The 18137-nt window shown below is 73.9% G+C and carries 15 protein-coding genes; 5 read left to right on the forward strand and 10 right to left on the reverse strand.

Features of this window, described 5'->3' with window-relative positions:
* Positions 1-229: 229 nt before the first annotated feature.
* Positions 230-595, reverse strand: a complete 366-nt coding sequence (locus tag J2S42_RS10195; RefSeq protein WP_307237914.1) for a hypothetical protein — start codon at positions 593-595, stop codon at positions 230-232.
* A gap of 179 nt (positions 596-774) precedes the next feature.
* On the opposite strand from J2S42_RS10195, the gene J2S42_RS10200 reads away from it, so the two are divergent.
* Entirely contained in the window at positions 775-1188 is a 414-nt protein-coding gene (locus J2S42_RS10200) for a DUF4386 domain-containing protein (RefSeq protein ID WP_307248681.1), read from the forward strand.
* Between the two features lie 63 nt (positions 1189-1251).
* Here J2S42_RS10200 and J2S42_RS10205 read toward each other — a convergent pair whose 3' ends face one another.
* The 4 genes from J2S42_RS10205 to J2S42_RS10220 form a co-directional block, all read right to left on the reverse strand.
* Complete coding sequence (locus J2S42_RS10205) at positions 1252-3030, reverse strand: glycosyltransferase family protein (protein ID WP_307237916.1); 1779 nt, start codon at positions 3028-3030, stop codon at positions 1252-1254.
* A gap of 100 nt (positions 3031-3130) precedes the next feature.
* A complete protein-coding gene (locus tag J2S42_RS10210) occupies positions 3131-3649 on the reverse strand; it encodes a VOC family protein (RefSeq protein ID WP_307237918.1) in 519 nt (172 codons plus the stop codon).
* A 764-nt stretch (positions 3650-4413) separates the two neighbouring features.
* Complete coding sequence (locus tag J2S42_RS10215; RefSeq protein WP_307237919.1) at positions 4414-5511, reverse strand: Gfo/Idh/MocA family protein; 1098 nt, start codon at positions 5509-5511, stop codon at positions 4414-4416.
* Positions 5481-6182 (reverse strand): ThuA domain-containing protein, encoded by a 702-nt coding sequence (locus J2S42_RS10220; protein WP_307237921.1) that lies wholly within the window; start codon positions 6180-6182, stop codon positions 5481-5483. Before J2S42_RS10220 ends, J2S42_RS10215 begins: the two co-directional genes overlap by 31 nt.
* Positions 6183-6251: 69 nt before the next feature.
* On the opposite strand from J2S42_RS10220, the gene J2S42_RS10225 reads away from it, so the two are divergent.
* Both J2S42_RS10225 and J2S42_RS10230 read left to right on the forward strand, forming a co-directional pair.
* Positions 6252-6737: a hypothetical protein gene (locus tag J2S42_RS10225; protein ID WP_307237922.1), complete on the forward strand. Its 486-nt coding sequence runs from the start codon at positions 6252-6254 to the stop codon at positions 6735-6737.
* Positions 6738-6790: 53 nt separating this feature from the next.
* Positions 6791-7099, forward strand: a complete 309-nt coding sequence (locus J2S42_RS10230) for a sigma-70 family RNA polymerase sigma factor family protein (RefSeq protein WP_307237924.1) — start codon at positions 6791-6793, stop codon at positions 7097-7099.
* A gap of 47 nt (positions 7100-7146) precedes the next feature.
* On the opposite strand, the gene J2S42_RS10235 is transcribed toward J2S42_RS10230, so the two are convergent.
* Positions 7147-8424 carry a hypothetical protein gene (locus J2S42_RS10235; RefSeq protein WP_307237926.1) on the reverse strand — a complete coding sequence of 426 codons (1278 nt, stop codon included), beginning with the start codon at positions 8422-8424 and terminating at the stop codon, positions 7147-7149.
* Positions 8421-8936: a SigE family RNA polymerase sigma factor gene (locus tag J2S42_RS10240; protein ID WP_307237927.1), complete on the reverse strand. Its 516-nt coding sequence runs from the start codon at positions 8934-8936 to the stop codon at positions 8421-8423. The genes J2S42_RS10235 and J2S42_RS10240 overlap by 4 nt, the downstream gene beginning before the upstream one ends.
* Before the next feature lie 277 nt (positions 8937-9213).
* On the opposite strand from J2S42_RS10240, the gene J2S42_RS10245 reads away from it, so the two are divergent.
* The gene (locus tag J2S42_RS10245; RefSeq protein WP_307237929.1) at positions 9214-11436 is read left to right on the forward strand and encodes a S8 family peptidase; all 2223 of its coding nucleotides are present in this window, start codon (positions 9214-9216) and stop codon (positions 11434-11436) included.
* On the opposite strand, the gene J2S42_RS10250 is transcribed toward J2S42_RS10245, so the two are convergent.
* Positions 11426-12016, reverse strand: a complete 591-nt coding sequence (locus tag J2S42_RS10250; RefSeq protein WP_307237931.1) for a GNAT family N-acetyltransferase — start codon at positions 12014-12016, stop codon at positions 11426-11428. The two genes, J2S42_RS10245 and J2S42_RS10250, sit on opposite strands and share 11 nt — an antisense overlap.
* Positions 12017-12152: 136 nt before the next feature.
* Positions 12153-12767 (reverse strand): hypothetical protein, encoded by a 615-nt coding sequence (locus J2S42_RS10255; protein WP_307237933.1) that lies wholly within the window; start codon positions 12765-12767, stop codon positions 12153-12155.
* A gap of 18 nt (positions 12768-12785) precedes the next feature.
* On the opposite strand from J2S42_RS10255, the gene J2S42_RS10260 reads away from it, so the two are divergent.
* Positions 12786-13172 (forward strand): RidA family protein, encoded by a 387-nt coding sequence (locus J2S42_RS10260; RefSeq protein ID WP_307237935.1) that lies wholly within the window; start codon positions 12786-12788, stop codon positions 13170-13172.
* A 7-nt stretch (positions 13173-13179) separates the two neighbouring features.
* On the opposite strand, the gene J2S42_RS10265 is transcribed toward J2S42_RS10260, so the two are convergent.
* Positions 13180-17985, reverse strand: coding sequence for a diguanylate cyclase (locus J2S42_RS10265; RefSeq protein WP_307237937.1), 4806 nt, complete (start codon positions 17983-17985; stop codon positions 13180-13182).
* Positions 17986-18137: the final 152 nt, after the last annotated feature.

Below are 18137 nucleotides of genomic sequence, written 5' to 3' on the forward strand. Positions count from 1 at the left end.
ATGCGGGCATGCGAAGAGGAGCTGACGGCCCTCCCCATCCGCTGACCGGCCACACAGGATCACCGGGCCCGGTCAGCGAGGGCGATTCGACGACCCTACCGAAGGCGCCCGGTTTGCACCAGCCTGAGTGGACGGTCGGTGGTCCACGGGCAACAGGTCCTGAGCTGCGGCGCCGCGTTCGAGACCGTCCAGGATCAGGGCAAGCGTGAATTCGAACTCAGTCTGGCCGTCACACCATCCGAGGACCGGATCGGCCACGTCGTGCGACTCCGCCGTCACCATCGCAGTGAGGTGCGGCAGCGTCGCCGCCATCGCGGCCAGGCCGGCCTCGGCTGCGGCCCACGTCCGCGACACCACCGGCCGCGGCGGGCCGGAACAGCTCCTGGGTGAAGCCGAGCGCCATGGTCCCGAACGCATGCACGGCCCGGTGCGCCAGCCGGTGCGACAGTCCCCCGCCGGTCATCGTCCCGACGATGCCGTCGTAATAGGCGAAGAGCCGCGGCGGTACGGCCGGGCGCGCGCCGAGCAGCGCGGGTCCCCACGGGTGACGCAGCATGACCACGCGCGCGGCCGGCGGCGCCGGCTTCCTCGCCATCCGGCCGATTCTCTTCGTGGCCGGCGACCCCGCCGGCACGCTCGCCCGGCTGACCGCGGACCCGCTCCTGACCCGCACCGGCATCACACTGGAACTGCTCGTGGTGCTGACCCACGCGCTCTGGCGCGGTCTGGTTCTTCCGGCTGTTCCGCGACACCGACGCGTTCGCGGCTGGCTGCATCGCCGCGTTCGGACTGATCAACGGCATCGCGGTACTGGTCAGCGCGGCCGCGCTGGCCACCGCGCAGCAGATCGCGGCGAACCCGTTCGGCGACGCGGCCGCGCTGGTGCAGACCGCCTACCTGCTGTCCGGCAACCTGTGGGCGGCCGGCACGATCTTCTTCGGGCTCTGGCTGATCCCGATGGGCGTGTGCGTGCTGCGCTCCGGCCGCATGCCGGCGATGCTCGGCCGGCTCCTGATCGTGGGCGGCCCGCTCTACGTGCTGAGCGCGTTCACACCCCACCTGCTCCCCGGCCTGCCCCAGCTGACCGGCCTGCTGGCACTGCCCGCGTCGGCCGGCGAGTTCTGGATGATCGCCTGCCTACTGATCCGCGGCGTACGCACCCCGGCGCCGGCCGCGGCGTCCGCATGACGTCCCTGGTCGCGGCGTCGGCCGCGATGTTCCGGTCGCCGCTGCGCGGCGCGCGGCGCCCGCTCAGCCGTTCACCGCGATGACCTTCAGGCAGTCGTCCTTGGTGAGCGGGACCGCGGCCACCGGGCCGGGTGCGGCCGGGCCGGGCGTGAGCGTGTAGAGCGCGCCGGCGCCGAACCGCTCCGGGCCGGTCACGGTGCCGTGCCGGGCCAGCATGGTGGCCACCTTCGCCTCACCGGGCGTGCCGCCGGCCTGCATGCCGAGGTAGACCAGCACCCGCGCGTAGTCCGGCGCGACCTGCTCCAGCACCGGCCCGGACCGCATGCACGTGGTGTGCAACAGCAGCACCCGGCCGAACGTGGTCGCGCCCGCATACCACTCCACGGCCGGCCAGGACGACGGCGTGACCACGACCAGATCCCCCGGCCGGTACGCGGCGGTCAGCGCCGCGATCGCGGCCCGGTCGTCGACGCCGTTGGTCAGCGGGGCCGGCCGGGCCGCGGCGACCGCGGCGGGCGCGACGGCGAAGACCGCGAGCGCGGCCAGCACCACCGCACCGGCCGCGGCGAGCAGCGCGCGGACCGCGTCGGCGAACCGGCGCGGGGCTGCAGGGCGCGGGCCCGGCGGACGCGGGGCTGACGGGCGCACGGCTGACCGGCGCAGCCCGGCCCGGGAACGCACCGCGGCCGTCAGCACGGACGCGATCACGTCGGTGGCGATCGCGACCGCGAGGAACAGCGGCGGCAGCAACTGCACCGCGAACCGCCCGTAGAGCGGCACCGCGTGCACGGCGGCCGCGCCGAACGCGGTCACCACCGGCGCGGCCAGAAGCAGCCCCAGCACCCACCGCTCCCCACGCCGCCACCCGGCGAAGCCCGCGGAACCCGCGGAACCCGCGGAACCCGAACCGGACGCGGCGGGCGCATCGGGTGGCGAGCCGGGCGTGCCGGTGGCGGTGGGCCCCGGGGCCGGGGTGGTGCCGCGTGGCGGTAGGGCCGCGGCGATCGCGCCGGCCAGCGCGAGCAGCCAGAACGCCACACCGAGCCACCACGGTACGCCGATCGGGTCGCCGGCCAGCGTCAGCGGGCGGGCCAGCAGCCAGCGCGCGGTCGGCACCAGGCCGTCCGGCGGGAAACCGAGCCGCGCGTTCAGCGCGGCCAGCGTGTCGTCGCCGAGCGCGTACCGCAGCGCCAGCAGGTAGTGCGCGCCGAGCGACACCGTCCACAGCACGACGCCGACCGCGTGCCGCCGCGCGGTGGCGAGCCAGCCGGTGCCGCGCACCGCGACCACCAGCACGACCAGCGCGATACCGGGCGTCGCCATGATCGCGGCGGTGCTGAACAGCCCGGTGACCGCGGCCGTGCCCCAGAACAGCCAGGCGCGGCGGGCGGACGCCGGCCGGCGAACCGCGGCGACGGCCAGGACCAGCAGCGACAGCACCGTGAACGCGTCCGCGGAGTACTGCTTGAGCTCGGTGGCGTACCGGATCAGTGAGCCGTTCACCGCGAGCAGCGTGACCAGTGCGAGCGTGCCGGCGGGGCCGAGCAGGCGGCGGCCGGCCCAGTACGCCAGCACCAGCGTGCCGACACCGAACAGCAGCGGGACCAGCCGCAGCGCCAGGCCGCCGTCGCCGAGCGCGAGGTACACCACCCGTTGCAGCCAGAGCCAGCCGATCGGCGCGCTCTGGTCGTGGGCGAGGTCGGTGGCGAGACCGGCGAACCCACGGTCCCGGATGTTGATAGCGATCATCTGCTCGTCGAGCCACAGCGGTTGGTCCGCCAGCCAGCGGACGATGCGGGCGGCCGAGCCGAGAACGACGACGAGGAGAGCCAGTATGCGCACGATCGGCAGATGATAACGCCGTTTTGTCGGTGTTCCACAGTAGGGCCGACCGGGTCACCGCACGTCATCGGACGCCTGCCGACAGCTTCATTCGCGCTGGTCAACCCTCCCGCACGGAGCGTCGGTCGGCGAGTTCCCGCAGCGTCGCGTCGAGCGTGGTGAACATGGTGTCGTCGCCGCCCTCCCAGGCCGGCACCGGGTCCGGCCGGCCGGGCGCCGGCGACCACAGCCACCAGAGGTTCCCCCACGGGTCGAGTACCCGGGCCAGCGTGGTCTCGCCGTAGAACGGGACCGGCGGGGTGACCGGCCGGGCGCCGCGCGCGACCGCGCGTTCCAGCACCGCGCCCGCGTCCCGCACCCAGACCTGGAGCAGCCCGTGCCGGGCCGGCCAGCCGGCCAGCCGGTCGGCCAGCATCAGGTCGACGGTGCCCAGCCGCACCTGCGCGTGGATCAGCCGCCCGTCCGGCATCGGCGTCCGCGCCTCGACGGTCTCGGTCACGTCGAATACGCCGCAGACGAACTCGATCAGCCCGGCCGCGCCGTCGACGATCACGAACGGGTTCAGCACGGCGGCACCGGCGGGCACGTCCCCGGCCGGCAGCAGCATTGTCTCGCTCATGCCGCCCACCCTGCCGCCCGAACAGGTCAGTTCCCGTCCTAGATCTATCTTCACGCTGCCGCCGGACCGAACCGGGCACCCCCGCCCGATATTTCTAAACAAATCGTGTTTCACCCGGTCGCCCGCCGCGCCTAATGGATCTCTCCGACGCCGTCGCCGCGCCTGAGTGATCAATCAGTGGAGCAAAAAGGAGGTCATCCGGCGATGTGGATCGCCTTTTCGCTCCACTGATTGATCACTCAGGGCACCCGGCAGCGTCGAACGGGGACAGGCTGGCCGCCGGGGAGGTAAATATCGTGATATTTCGGGCGCGGAGCGCCCGATCATCGCAATGCCAGCTCCAATCGGCGCGCAACCGCACCCGGCCGGCACAGACTCCGCGCGCAACCGCACCCGGCCGACACGGACTCCGCGCACAACCGCACCCGGCCGACACGGACTCCGCGCACAACCGCGCTCGGCCGGCACGGACTCCGCGCGGAACCGCACCGGGCCGGCACGGACTCCGCGCGGAACGCACCGGCCCGGCACAGACTCCGCAGAGAACCGCGCCCGGCCGGCACGGGTTCCGCGCGGAACCGCGGTCGGCCGGCGCGGCGGCGTGCCTGGTGGGCCGGGTGGGAGGGGGCGGGGGTTGTGGTGACCACGGCGTCACCGGAAGGGAGGCCGCCCGCGGCCGACCGGTGCCCGCGGGAGCATGCGGAACCCGGCCACGCCGGGAGCGGGAAAATGGAACCGCCGCTCTTGATCGTGGTTTTCCGGGGTCAGCGGCGCCAGCTGGCGGCCGGGGTGAGCGGGACCGGGGACGGGCGGTCGGTGGTGGTGGTGAGTGGGATGCGGCGGCCGTCGGCGGCGGAGCGGAGCAGGGCGGTCATCGCCTCCAGTACGTGCAGCGCGAGCGTGCCCCCGGCGCGGGGCTCGGCGGACGTGGTGCTCAGCATGTCGAGCAGGCCGATGCCGCGTGCGGAGTCGGCGTAACCGGCGGACGGCGGCAGCGTCCGCCAGTCCTCGCCGCCGAGCGGGAAGAGCCGGACGTCGCCGCCGAACGTGTTCGGGTCCGGTACGACCAGCGTGCCGGACTCGCCGTGCACCTCGATCGGGACCGCGCTGGTGCGGACGCCGTCGAAGCTGGTGGTGATCGTGGACAGTGCCCCGCCGGCGTGCTCCAGGACGCCGCTGACGTGCGTGTCCACGCCGACCGGGATGCGTTCGCCGGCCCGGGTGCCGGACCCGATGGTCCGCCAGTCCCGCAGCCGCGCACCGGCGCCGGTGACCGCGCGGATCGGGCCGAGCAGGTGGACCAGCGCGGACAGGTAGTACGGGCCCATGTCCAGCAGCGGGCCGCCGCCGGGCGCGTAGTAGAAGTCCGGGTTCGGGTGCCAGCGCTCGTGCCCGGGCGTCACCATCACGGCCAGCGCGGACAGCGGCCGGCCGATCGTGCCGGCGTCGATCGCGGCGCGCGCGGTCTGCGTGCCGGTGCCGAGCACGGTGTCCGGCGCGCAGCCGAGCGCGACGCCCCGCCGGGTGGCGGCCGCGACCACGTCCGACGCCTCCTCGAACGTCGCGGCCAGCGGCTTCTCGCCGTAGACGCGTTTGCCCGCGGTCACCGCACGCAGCGCTATCTCCGCGTGCGCGGCCGGGATCGTGAGGTTCAGGACGGTGTCCACGTCCGGGCTGTCCAGCAGCGCGTCCACGCTGAGTGCGCGGGCGCCGGGCAGCTCGGCCGCGACCGCGGCGGCCCGGTCCGCGTCCAGGTCGGCGACCGCGGTGATCCGCGCGGCCGGGTGCCCGGCCAGCGTGTCCAGGTACGCGCGGGAGATGTAACCGGTGCCTACGATGCCGATGCCGTGCGGGTCGCCCACACCATGCCCCTCTCGATGATCGTCCGTACGCTCGGGTGTTCCAGCACGTCCAGGCTGTGCCCCGGGGTCGACACCACGATCCGGCCCGCGCCCCAGAGCCGCGTCCACACCGCCGGCGAGGTGACCGGCCGGGGCCACGGATGCCACGGCGGCGCGGGGTGCGTGGTGGTGGCCAGCACGTCGCTGAGGTCGTCGTGCAACACCCAGTACTGCTCGGTCGTCAGCGCGAAGTCGCCGAGGCCGGCCGTGACCGGGTGTTCCCGGCCGAGCGCGGTGAACTCGATCGTGTGCGGCAGGAAGTTGTCCTCCGGCCCGCCCGCGCACGCCGCCGGCTCCTTGCTCGGGTGCGTCGCGAACTGCCCGCCGACCAGTTGCAGGTAGTCCGACGACGCACGGAACGAGTCCGCGATCCCGCCGTGCCATCCGGTGAACCCGGTTCCGGCCGCGACCGCCGCGCGCAGCCCCTTCACCTCGTCGCCCTTGATCTCCGACATGGTCACGCACTGCACGATCAGATCCGTGCGCGCCATCTCGTCCGCGTCCGCGTAGACCGCGGTGTCCTCGGTGACCCGTACGTCGTACCCGTTGACCTTCAGGAACGGCAGGAACATGTCGGTCGCCTCGACCGGCCGATGTCCCTCCCAGCCACCCCGCACCACCAGTGCTCTCATACATCCATTGTCACGCATAAGTTTGCATGCGCGAAGATCCGCCGGCGGCGGGCGTGGGAGGCTGGGGACATGTGGGAGACCGCCCGGATGGCCGGGTACTTCGCGGCGCACGCGGTGTGGAGCGTGTCCGACGGTGCGACGCTGGTGCCGATGTACGGCTACGAGAAGCCGGACGGGAAACGCGGCCTGGACCGGTTCCCCGGCGATCTGCAGACCGGCGCCACCGCGGTGCAGGCCGCGCTGCGGGACAACCCGCACGGCGCGGTGCACGCGGTGACGGTGCTGGACGCGTTCATCGACCTGCCGGACGGCAAGACCGACGCGCTGATCGTCGAGGCGGCCGGCCACACCGACGGCTTCCTGCTGCGGATGGCGATCCCGTACCGCCCGCAGGACGCACCGGGCGGCTTCGCCGTCCACCGGCCGAAGTTCCTCGGTGTCACCGGTGCGCCCCAGGAGCAGTACCAGAAGGTGGCGGAGGCGTTCTTCCAGGGCGTCGACGCCCACGAGAAGGCCGGCCCGATCTGGGCCGCCCACCTGGACGAGTCACGCTGACCGGGTGAGCTCCCCGGCCAGCACCCGGCGGAACGTCTCCCGGCGGTCGCCGGGTGCTGGTGTCCCGGCTGACCGACGACCTGACCTGGTCGATGCCGCCGATGCCGGCCTGGTACCGGGGGCGGGACGCGGTGGCTGACTTCGCGGTCACGGTGCCGCTGACCAGCTGCGGCGAGTGGCGGCACCCCGGCCCGCTGGACGCGAACGGGCAGCCGGCGGTCGGGCCGTACCTGGCGGGCCGGGCCTGGTCGATCAACGTGTTCACGCTGCGCGACGAGCGGATCAGCGCGATCACGTCGTTCCTCGGCGCGGCGCACTTCGCCGCGTTCGGCCTCCCGGCGACGGTCGCGGGTCTCGACTGACGAAGCGGTGCGGCGGCGGAGAACCTCCGCCGCCGCACCGCGCGCCCTCAGTCGCAGGTGGCGACGAAGGCGTGGCTGCTGCCGGCGCCCGAGGCCTCCGAGGAGGCCGCCTCGCTCGACGGGAGCGGACCGTTCGCCGGTGCCGGCGGCATGACGTAGCCGATGACCTCGTGGTCGTCGGTCAGGCCGGCCAGCTCGTAGAGCGAGTCCGTGGCGTCGTCCGGCCGCAGCGGCCGCACCTCGCCGCCGTCGAGCAGCACCGCGCCGGTACCCCGGGCGAACACGGCCGGCAACTGTACGGTGGTGCCGGCCACCGCGCCGTCCGAGGCCACCGCGGCCGGCCAGAGGATCTGCGACGGTAGCCGCTCGATCTTCTTGTCCGCGATGTTGTAGCGGAACGCGGACCCGTCCGAGACCAGGCCGACCACCCAGTCGCCGCGCATCGCGGTCGGGCGCACCCACTCCGCGCCCGCGGGCAGCGGCAGGAGCTCCGGCGCCGCGTCCGCGGACGGCCAGATCGCGCCGGTCCCGCTGCTGCCGACCGTGGTGATGTCCGTGGTCTCGCCGGTGCCGATCGTGCCGAGCACCAGCTTGCCGTCGTCGCCGATCGCCACCACCTCGCCGGACCTGTACGAGGCCGGCAGCCGCAGCGAGGTCGGTTCCGGCTTCGCCACGTTCCAGACCACCGGTTTCTCGCCCACCTTGCCGCCGGCCAGGTCGCCGCTCTCGGAGATCGCCAGCGCCTGCGCGTCGTCGCCGGCGAGCCGCTTCGGCGTGGTGCCGGTGAACACCCACGCCTTCGACGCCTCGCTGGACCCGTAGGACCAGGCGGTGAAGGTACCCGAGGAGTTGATCTGAGTCGGGATCAGCACAGCGTTCTCGACGGTGCCGTCCATCGGCAGCTCGCCCACGCGGGCGCCGTTGTCGAACAGCGTCGGCGCCTGATACTTGCCGTTCATGCCGACCACCCACCGGCCGCTGCGGTCGACCGCGAGCGGCACGACGGTGCGCGCCGCGAAGTCGGCCGTGACGCAGCCGGCACCGCGCGGCACCGACGACCCGTTCGGCGGGACGACCGCCGACGGCGCGGCCGCGAACGGCGACCCGGGCCCACCGCCGGTGCCCGGCAGCGACGCGAAGCCTACGCCGGCCGTCACCGCCAGCACGGCCGCGAACGTGGCGCCGCCCGCCACCATCCGGGTGCGCCGGCGGCGGGTGCCGACGACCATCGTGGCCGCCACGTCCACCCGTGCGTCCGCGGGTGGCTCCTCGGCCAGGGGCGACATCATTCGCCGGGCCTCCTCTTCCTCTGTGTCGAAGTTCATCGCGATACCTCCAGGGTCAGGCTCGGCATCCGATCGCCGAGGATCCTGCGCATGGCGGTCAGGGCGTGCTTGGTCTGGGACTTGACGGTGCCCTCGGACACGCCGAGGACCTGCGCGGTGTCGGCCACGCTCTGGTCGCAGAGGAACCGCAGCACCAGCACGGCCTGCTGGTTCGGCGTGATCCGGGCCAGCGCGGCCCGCAGCAGCTGCCGGTCCTCCACGTCCGCGGCGTCCGACTGCCGATCGGGGGCGGTCTCGCCGAACAGGCGCACCTTCCACCACCCTCGGCGGCGCTCGTTGAGGAACGTGCGCACCAGGATCCGGTGCACGTACCCGTCGATGTTGTCCGCCCGCGACACTCGGTGCCATCGCGAGTACACGGTGGTCAGCGTCTCCTGCACCAGGTCGTCCGCCTGGTGCGTGTCGCCGCTGAGCAGGTACGCCCAGCGACGCAGCGCCGCCATCCGCCCGTGTACGTACGCGAGGTAATCGGCGTCCGTATCGTCGCTCATGTCCGCTCCTGTCGACATGTCACGAACGAGAGACACCACCTCGCCGCGCCCGGTTGTAGGCGGGCCGAAAGTTTTTCACACCAAAATCACGATCAAAATCAGGCGAGAGTACGAGCGCCACCTCCCCGGCCCGCTCCGAGACCGTCGGCTCATGCCGTCGACCAGCGCTTTCGCCAATCCCGGGGCCGGTTCCCGGCGGACGCTGTCAGCCTCATCACTGTCTATATCGACCGAATCTCCCTAGCATGACGAGGCTGCCTAGACAGGGAGGAATTCCTTGATATCGGTACGAAGAGGCCTCGCCGCCGCGGTCGCCACGCTGCTGGCCGTCGGCGCGAGCGCTCCCGCGACCGCCGCCGAACCGGAGGGCACGGTGCTCGGCACCGGCACCCCGCAGTCGATCGCCGGTTCCTACATCGTCTTCCTGAAGGACGCCGCGGTCGCCGCGGACGCGGTCCCCGGCACCGCGGACGCGCTGGCCGGGCGGCACGGCGGCACCGTCGTCCGGACTTACCGGCACGCGATCCGGGGCTTCGAGGCGCGCCTGACCGAGCGCGCGGCACGCCGGCTGGCCGCGAACCCCGTGGTCGCGTCCGTCACCCAGAACGCGACCGTGACCGGCTCGGACGTGCAGTCCCCCACGCCGTCCTGGGGCCTGGACCGGATCGACCAGCGCGCGCTGCCCACGGACGGCAGCTTCACCTACCCGGGCGGCGTGCCGCGGGTGACCGCGTACATCATCGACGGCGGCATCAACCTCACGCACACCGAGTTCACCGGCCGGGTCCGCTCCGGCTGGGACTTCGTGGACGACGACGCGCAGGCGGACGACTGCCGCGGCCACGGCACGCACGTGGCCGGCACGGTCGGCGGCACCACGTACGGCGTGGCCAAGACCGTCGAGCTGGTCGCGGTGCGCGTGCTCAACTGCGAGGGCAGCGGCTCGGTAGCCTCGGTGATCGCCGGCATCGACTGGGTCACCGCGGACCACGAGGCGGGCACCCCGGCCGTGGCGAACATCAGCATCAACGCGGCACGCCGCTTCCCGGCCGAGGAGGCCGCGGTCAGCCGGTCGATCGCGGACGGCGTCACGTACGTGATCTCGGCCGGCAACGACAACGGCGCCAACGCCTGTGACCGGACGCCGGCCGGCGTGCCCGAGGCGATCACCGTGGGCGCGACCGGCCCGGACGACGCCCGCGCGCCGTTCTCCAACGTCGGCACGTGCGTGGACGTGTTCGCCCCCGGCGTCGACATCCTCTCCGCGAACATCGGCGACGACACCGCGACCCGGCTGTGGAGCGGCACGTCGATGGCCGCGCCGCACGTCACCGGCGCGGCCGCGCTGATCCTGGCCGGCCACCCGACGTACACCCCGGCCGAGGTCGCGGGCGAACTGCTGGCCGAGGCCACGCCGGGCGTGGTCGGCGACGCCGGCACCGGCTCACCGAACCGGCTGCTCTACGTCGACTCCACCGCGCCCGCGAACGACTTCTCGCTCGCAGCCACGCCCACGGACGGCGACGTGGTGGCCGGCGGCAGCGCCACTGCCACGATCACCGGCACCGTCACCCGCGGCGCGGCACAGCAGGTCACGCTGAGCGCACGCGGGCTGCCGGCCGGCGCGACCGCCACGTTCGCGCCCGCCACGATCGGCTCCGGCGGCAGCACCGAGCTGACCGTCACCACCGGCACGCGGACCGCGCCCGGCACGTACGACGTGCTGGTGGTCGGCACCGGCCCGAGCGCGACCCGGCCGACCTGGTTCACGCTGACCGTCACGGCCGCGGCCGGCTGCGTCGGCGCGAGCGACCGCGACGTCTCGCTGGAGAGCGACCACGCGGTCGAGCTGCCGATCACGATCGCCGGCTGCGGCGTGCACGCGGCCGCGAACAGCACGGTCGAGGTGCACATCGACCACACCTACGTCGACGACCTCGAGGTGAAGCTGATCGCGCCGAGCGGCCGGCAGTACAACCTGCTCGACCGCACCGGCGACGACGCGCAGGACATCGACTACACGTTCACTCACGACCTGTCCGCGGAGCCGGCCGACGGCGTGTGGAAGCTGTCCGTGTTCGACAACGCGCCGAGCGGCACCGGCATGACCGACTCCTGGGTGCTCAACCTGGCCGGCGAGGACCTGCCGGTGCCGGTCTGCGGTGGCGTCTCCACCACGGATCACACGTTCGCGGACATGGAGACGGCACGGAGCCCGATCACGGTCACCGGCTGCGACCGGACCCCGTCGAACAGCAGCTACGTGGAGGTGCGCATCCGGCACCCGCAGGAGCGGGACCTCGCCGTCTACCTGGTCGCGCCGGACGGTGAGCGGATCGACCTGCAGATCAACCAGGCGTACTACTCGCCGGACTCGTTCCGCACGCACATCGCGCGCCTGACCGGCAAGCCGGCGAACGGCACATGGACGCTGCAGGTGTCGGACGACATCTGGGGCAACGAGCCGGGCACGCTGGAGGGCTGGAAGCTCACCCTGTAGCGCGGTCCCCGGCGTGCGAGGCGAACCATTCGGTGGCGAGCATCGCGAAGTCCAGCTCCGTGGTCCACTCGCCCTTGAAGAACTCGTTCTCCACCAGGCGCGCCTCCTGACGCATGCCCAGGCGGCGTGCCAGCCGGGCGGAGGCGACGTTGCGCTCGTCGATCCGCGCGGTGATCCGGCGCAGGCCCAGCTCCTCGAAGCCGAGCCGGAGCATCGCGCGGGCCGCCTCGGTCGCGTACCCGTGGCCGCCGTAGGCCGGGTTGAGCATCCAGCCGACCTCGCCGCCCGCGTGCAGCCGACTGTGATAGAAGAGGATCACGTCCCCGATCAGCTCGCCGGTCGTGACCAGCTGCACGCCGAGCGTGAGGTTCTGCCCCTCGTCGGTCAGCGCGTGGTTCGCGAAGACGCCCTTGATGCGGGCCTGGATGTCGTCCCGGTTCTGCGGTTGGAACGGGACGAAACGACAGAGATCGGGAATGCTGCGGTACGCGACGAGCGCGTCGGTGTCCGCCAGGGTGAGCGGCCGGAGGAGCAGCCGTTCGGTGCGGACCGGGTAGCTGGGGCGCAGTTCGGTTGGCATCGACTGCGATCCTGCCAGCTGCCCCGGCCCGCTTCACGGTATTTCTCGCTCGCGAGACGACGGACGCCCTCCCGTCGCGCGCTGCGCCCCCTCCACGGCGGCGACGGCACCGACGGCCGAGGCTGCGGGCCCCGGTTCAGGCGGGCACCGGTCCGGCGCCGGCCGACACCGTCGTGGTCACCCGCACCAGCGCCGGCCGGGACGGCACCGACCCGAACCCGAACCGCACCGGCGGCGTCACGTCCGCGAGGCCGCCGAGATCCGTGCCGGCCCAGGTCGCCCGCGCCCTCGTGATCGGGCGCAGGTCCTGTGCGCCGTACCATTCCCGGCGGCCGTTGCCGGCCGAGCCGCGGGTGCGGACGCCGGGCAGCACCAGCCGCGCCGGGTGGTCGATCGCGGCGATCCAGGCGGGCGTCCGGGCCAGCGGTGGCGGCACCAGGCGCAGCAGCAGTCCCAGTGGGCCGCGCCGGCCGGGCCGGAAGGACAGCCGCAGCGGTCCGGCGTCGACCCGCCACTCCACGCCGGTGGTCACCCGCACCGGTACCGTCCGCACCTCGTCGAACCGGTAGGTCGCGCCGACGAAGGCGGCCACCTCACCGGACGGGGCGAGCAGCAGCCGGTGGCCGTCCGGCCGCTCGGCCATCACGTCCGAGAACGGGCCGAGCGGCGAACGGGGCCAGTGCCCGAGCACGATCCGCGTACCGGAGGTGGTGCCCAGGCCCGCGATCCACCCGTCGAATCTCCATCGCATCCGTCATACCCTTCCCCGATGGCAGAGCGACGCACCATTCTCAGCGGATCCACGTTCGAGGAGCAGATCGGCTACGCCCGCGCGGTCGTGCACGGTGACCACGTCTACGTCTCCGGCACCACCGGCTTCGACTACACCACCATGACGATCGCGGACGACGTTGCCGCACAGGCCGAGCAATCCCTCCGCAACATCACCGCCGCGCTCGCCGAGGCCGGCTGCACCGCCGCCGACGTGGTGCGCGTCCGCTACTACCTCACCGACCGCGCCGACTTCGCGCCGTGCTGGCCGGTCTTCCGCCGCTACTTCGCCGGCGCCCGCCCGGCCGCGACCATGCTGGTCTGTGGCCTCGCCGACCCCCGGATGAAGCTGGAGATCGAGGTCGACGCGCGCCGGACGCGCTAGCGCGGCGCTACTCGTGCGCCACGACCTGGTTGCGGCCGGCGGCCTTGGCGGCGTAGAGCGACTCGTCGGCCAGCTTCACCAGGGAATCGTGGCGGCCGATCCGGTCCGGGACGACCGCGGCCACGCCGATGCTGACCGTGACCACGTCGTGGTCGGAGAGCTCGTGGCGGTGGCGGAGGGCCTCGACCGCGGCGCGCATGCGCTCCGCGACCGCGACCGCCGTCTCCAGGTCGGCGCCGGGCAGCACCGCGGCGAACTCCTCGCCGCCGAAGCGCGCCACCGTGTCCGTGTCCCGTACCGCGCGGACCAGCGTGCGGGCCACCGAGCGCAGGCACTCGTCACCGGCCGGGTGGCCGTAGTAGTCGTTGTACAGCTTGAAGCGGTCGATGTCGATCAGCGCCACGGCCAGCGACAGCCCGGGCCGGACCGCGCGGCGCCAGGACTCCTCCAGCACCTCGGCGAGGCGGCGGCGGTTGGCCAGGCCGGTCAGCGGGTCGGTGACGGCGAGCAGTTCCAGCTGCTCGTTGGCGGCGCGCAGCGCCTCGGTTCGCTCCGCCACCTTGCGTTCCAGGCTCGCGTAGAGCAGCGCGTTGTCCAGCGACACGGAGAGCTGACCGGCGATCAGCTGCACCGCGTCGATGCCGGTGACCGCGAACGCGTCGCGGCCGTGCCGGCTCTCCAGCACGAGCAGGCCGCGCGGCTCGCCGCGGCTGAGGATCGGCACGATCAAGAGCGAGCATCCGGGTAGGGACCGCAGGTACACGTCGCCGCGGAACCGGTCGTCGTCCGCGGTGTCGCCGATCAGCAGCGGAACGCCGGTGCGCTCGGCGTACCGGATCGCGGTCAGCGGCAGCCGCCCGGCCGCGTCGGCGAGCGGGATGACGTCCTCGTCCGCGTCGAGCACGAACCAGCCGCCGGTCTCCACGTCGCGCAGCACCAGCCGGACGCCGGTCGCCCCGGTCAGCGCGGCCAGCACCTCCGCGACCTGTTCCTGCAGCTTGCCGACCCGGGTGGTGGAGCTGAGCGCCTGGGACGCGCGCAGCACCGCGAGCAGGTCGACCGCGTCCGAGGTGATCGTGGCGCTGCCGCCGGTGACCGTGCGCGCGGCGCGGCGCAGAAACGGGAACTCCGCGGTCAGCCGCGTGCACGTGCCGGTCGCGCCCCACTCGGCGTACCAGTGGAACGCATCCTTGATCAGGCGCTCGCCGGCGAAGCGCAGACCCTCGGCCAGGTGGTAGCGGCCGGCCCGCTCCGCGATCAGCGCGCGGTGCCACGGGCGCCGCGTCCCGGCCAGCTGCAGCGCCTCGTCGTAGAGGCGGATCGCGCTGTCGAAGTCGCCGTCCACGGCCGCGCGTTCCGCCTCCACGCACAGGTGCAGGTGGGCGATGTTCGCCGGGCCCTGCGCGGCGCGCGCGGCCAGCCAGAACCGGTGCCGGTCCAGCTCGTCCAGCAGGCCGGCGTCGTACCGCGTGCCCGGGCGCCGCAGCCGGGTGGTGAGCGCGAGGCAGCGCAGGAAGCAGCCGGTCAGGCTCAGCGGCGTGGCGACACCGACGTGCATCGCGTCCCCGGCCGACGTGGCCCGGTCCACCGCGTCGTCGTCTCCGAGAATCACCGCGGCCAGCGCCTCCGTGAAGATCAGGTGCGCGGCCGCGATCGGCACGTCCCGTACCCGGGCCAGGTAGTCGTCCCTGGCGAAGCCGGCGGTGGCGGTGCCGCGCAGCGTGCGCACCATCCGCCGCCAGCAGGCCAGACCGCCGCCGATCAGGTCGTTGCCGGTCCGGGCGGCCAGCGCGAGTCCCTGGTCGATCTCCGCGGACAGGTCGTCGAGCGTGGCGCCGCAGTCCATCAGCACCGGCACGCTCACCCAGTACGTAATGCACGCGCTGGCCTGGTCACCGGCGCGCAGCAGGCCCTCGCGGGCCCGGCGGAGCTGGCGGAGCACCTCCTCGAGCGGCTCGAACCACGGCAGCGCGGACATCGCGCACAGGTAGCGGGCCTGCGACGTCGCCGGTTCGTACCCCCGGATCTCGCTCTCCGCCAGGACCTCGAGCGCGGCCAGATAGCCGGTGCGGTAGTCGTCGCGGGTGAGCACGGTGAGGAACATGACGTGCGCGGCCGGCCCGATCAGCTCCCGGCACGGCCCACCCCGCACGCGCAGCCGGACCGCCTCCGAGACCAGCCACGGTACGACGGCCGGCCGGCCCATGTACGCGCAGAGCAGCAACTGATTGATCAGCATGCCGGCCGCGGCCGCGCCCGGATCGGTGTTCTCCGGCAGTCCGTCCGGTGTGGACGCCCACGCGGACACCAGGTCGACGGCCTCGTGCACCGCGGCCGCCATCGACTCACCGTCCGGCACCGGATGGCCGAGCGCGGCCAGCACCCCCAGGCCCAGCGCGCAGCCCTCCTCCGCGCGGCCGCGCATCAGCAGGCTGCCGGCCTGCAACGTCGCGGCCGGTGCCAGCCGCAGCGGCGCGGCCGCGGCCGCCACCGCGCGGTAGGCGACGTCCGCCTCGTCCAGCCGGGCCAGCCCGACCAGCGCGGCGTGCCGTTCCACGTCGACCGCGAGCCGAAGCTCGTCGTCACCGGCCGGCATCAGCGCAGCCGCGGCCGACAGCAGGTTCTCGGTCGCCGCGAAGTTCGAGACCAGCCGGGCCTCCGCAGCCGCCGCGACCAGCAGCCCGACCGCGCGCCGCCGCTCCGCCGGATCCGTCACCTCCGCCGCGGCCAGCCGGTACTGCTCCGCCGCCAGCCCGCCGCACCGGGGCCGCTCCGCGAGCCGCCGGGCCAGCCGCAGGTGCCGGGCCGCGCGTTCCGCCGGTTCCCGCGCCGTGTACGCGGCCTGCCGCACCCGGTCGTGCCGGAACCGCACGCCGTCCACGCCCTCCGCGACCAGCAGCCCGTCGGTCAGCGCCGGCCCGAGCACGGTCTCCGGCGTGCCGTCGCACAGCGCGGCCAGCACCGCGCCGGACAGGTGACCGCCGAGGCAGGCCAGATCCGCGACCAGCTCCGCGGCGTCCGCGGGCAGCGCCGCGATCCGCGCGGCGAGCAGGCCGATCACGTCGCCGTCGCCGATGTGCCGGCGCAGCGCGTCCGGATCCCAGCGCCAGCCGTCCGGGCCGGGCGTGAGCACGCCCTCCCGGCGCAGCGCGTTGACCAGCACCACCGTGTCGAACGGGTTGCCGCCGGTGCGCGCCGCGACCGCGGCCGCGAGCCCGGCGGCGTCCTCGGCCGGCAGCCGGAGCAGCTCGGCCAGCAGGTCACCCACGTCCGCGTCGCCGAGATTCGTCAGCGCCATCCGGACCGGCGGGTCGGGCATCCCGGCCCATCGGTCCAGCAGCGCGGTGAGCGGATGGGCCGCGTCCAGCTCCGCGTCCCGGTACGTGCCGACCAGCAGCAGGCCGGTCACATCGTCCGCGCCGGCCACCTCGTCGATCAGGCTCAGCGCCGCCGGGCCGGCCCACTGGACGTCGTCCAGCACCAGCACCACCGGCCGGTCCGGGCGCGCCACCACCTGCAGCAGCTTGAGGCCGACGCGGGCGAGCCGGGCGGTCGCGGTGCGCGGGTCCACCGGGTCGGCGCTCGTTCCGGCCGGTGGCGGGCGGCCGGGACCGTCACCGGCCGGGATGCCGAGCACGGTCCGGAAGTCCGGCACGATCTCGGCCAGCAGCGCGGCCTCGATGCCGAGCGCGTCGCGCAGCCGCCAGCGCGCCTCGATCAGCTCCTCCTCCGGCTCGGCGAGCAGCAGGCGGGCGATGGTGGCGACCGCGAGACGCACCGGGCTGGCGTCCGCACCGCGCCGGAGCGCGTCGAACGTGGCCGAGACGAACCAGCCACCGGCGCCGGTCACCGTGGGCCGCAACTGATCGATCAGGCTGCTCTTACCGACCCCCGCCGACCCACCGACCAGCAGGCAGCGGGTACGGCCGGCGACCGCGTCCCGGAACGTCCGGCGCAGCGTCTCCAGCTCCTCGTCCCGGCCGACCAGACGCGCCGGGGGAACCAGGCGTGCCGGGAAGTCGTGCGCGCCGCACGGGAACTGCGCATCCGGCTCCGCGGCCAGCCGGCGCAGGTCGTGCAGCAGCCCTTCGGCGCTCTGGTAGCGGCGGCCCGGTTCCTTCTCCAGCAGACGCGCCACGATCGCGGCGAACTGCGCCGAAGCCCCGGTCAGCCGTGCCGGTACGGCCGCGAGGTGCTGCCGGATCAGGTCGAGGGGGTCACCGTCCCGCCCGAACGGCGGCGTGCCGGAGGCCAGTTCGTAGAGCGTGGCGCCGAGCGCGTACAGATCCGCGCGCTGATCGACCGGCCAGCCGGTGCGCCCGGTCTGCTCCGGCGCCAGGTACGGCAGCGTGCCCTCGATCTCCGAGTGGTGGGTGAACTCCGGCCGCCCCTCCGCGACCGTGGTGGCCAGCCCGAAATCGATCAGGATCGGCCGCCGCGGTTCACCGGCGGCCAGGATGTTCGCCGGGTTGATGTCCTTGTGCACCACGCCGCGCGCGTGCACCGCAGCCACCGCCTCGGCCAGCTCGACCGCGAAGTGGAGCAGCTCCTGCGCATCCATCGGCCGGTGCGCGACACTGTCCGCGAGCGTGGGCGCGTCATAGGCGACCAGCGCCAGCCGATCCTCGCGCCCGTCCACCGCCGCGGCCTGCTGCACCCCTGGCAGCCCGGCCAGCCGAGCGAGAACCGCGCGCTCGTGCGCGATCCGCCGCGCCGCGTGCGCCCCGCGCGACGTCTTGATCAGCACGCCCGGCTCGCCGGTCTCCCGAACGATGCTCGTGCGCACGCTGTCATAGACGACGCCGTCGCTCATCGACGTCCCGATCGGCGGCCAAGCGCCGTTCGTGAGAGAAACCGCAGCGCCGGGAACACACGGTCGGCAAGGAACGCGGTGCCACCCGGTGACCGGCATGGCCGGCGGCCGGCCGGCACGCCGACGCCACGCTGATCGCCCAGCCGGCGCCA

It is taken from the genome of Catenuloplanes indicus, assembly GCF_030813715.1.
Lineage (GTDB): Bacteria > Actinomycetota > Actinomycetes > Mycobacteriales > Micromonosporaceae > Catenuloplanes > Catenuloplanes indicus.

Coding starts and splice junctions, on each gene's coding strand:
- J2S42_RS10195 (WP_307237914.1), bottom strand. CDS start 595: ATGGCGAGGAAGCCGGCGCCGCCGGCCGCGCGCGTGGTCATGCTGCGT.
- J2S42_RS10265 (WP_307237937.1), bottom strand. CDS start 17,985: ATGAGCGACGGCGTCGTCTATGACAGCGTGCGCACGAGCATCGTTCGG.
- J2S42_RS10210 (WP_307237918.1), bottom strand. CDS start 3,649: ATGAGCGAGACAATGCTGCTGCCGGCCGGGGACGTGCCCGCCGGTGCC.
- J2S42_RS10235 (WP_307237926.1), bottom strand. CDS start 8,424: ATGAACTTCGACACAGAGGAAGAGGAGGCCCGGCGAATGATGTCGCCC.
- J2S42_RS10255 (WP_307237933.1), bottom strand. CDS start 12,767: ATGCGATGGAGATTCGACGGGTGGATCGCGGGCCTGGGCACCACCTCC.
- J2S42_RS10240 (WP_307237927.1), bottom strand. CDS start 8,936: ATGAGCGACGATACGGACGCCGATTACCTCGCGTACGTACACGGGCGG.
- J2S42_RS10250 (WP_307237931.1), bottom strand. CDS start 12,016: ATGCCAACCGAACTGCGCCCCAGCTACCCGGTCCGCACCGAACGGCTG.
- J2S42_RS10260 (WP_307237935.1), top strand. CDS start 12,786: ATGGCAGAGCGACGCACCATTCTCAGCGGATCCACGTTCGAGGAGCAG.
- J2S42_RS10220 (WP_307237921.1), bottom strand. CDS start 6,182: ATGAGAGCACTGGTGGTGCGGGGTGGCTGGGAGGGACATCGGCCGGTC.
- J2S42_RS10225 (WP_307237922.1), top strand. CDS start 6,252: ATGTGGGAGACCGCCCGGATGGCCGGGTACTTCGCGGCGCACGCGGTG.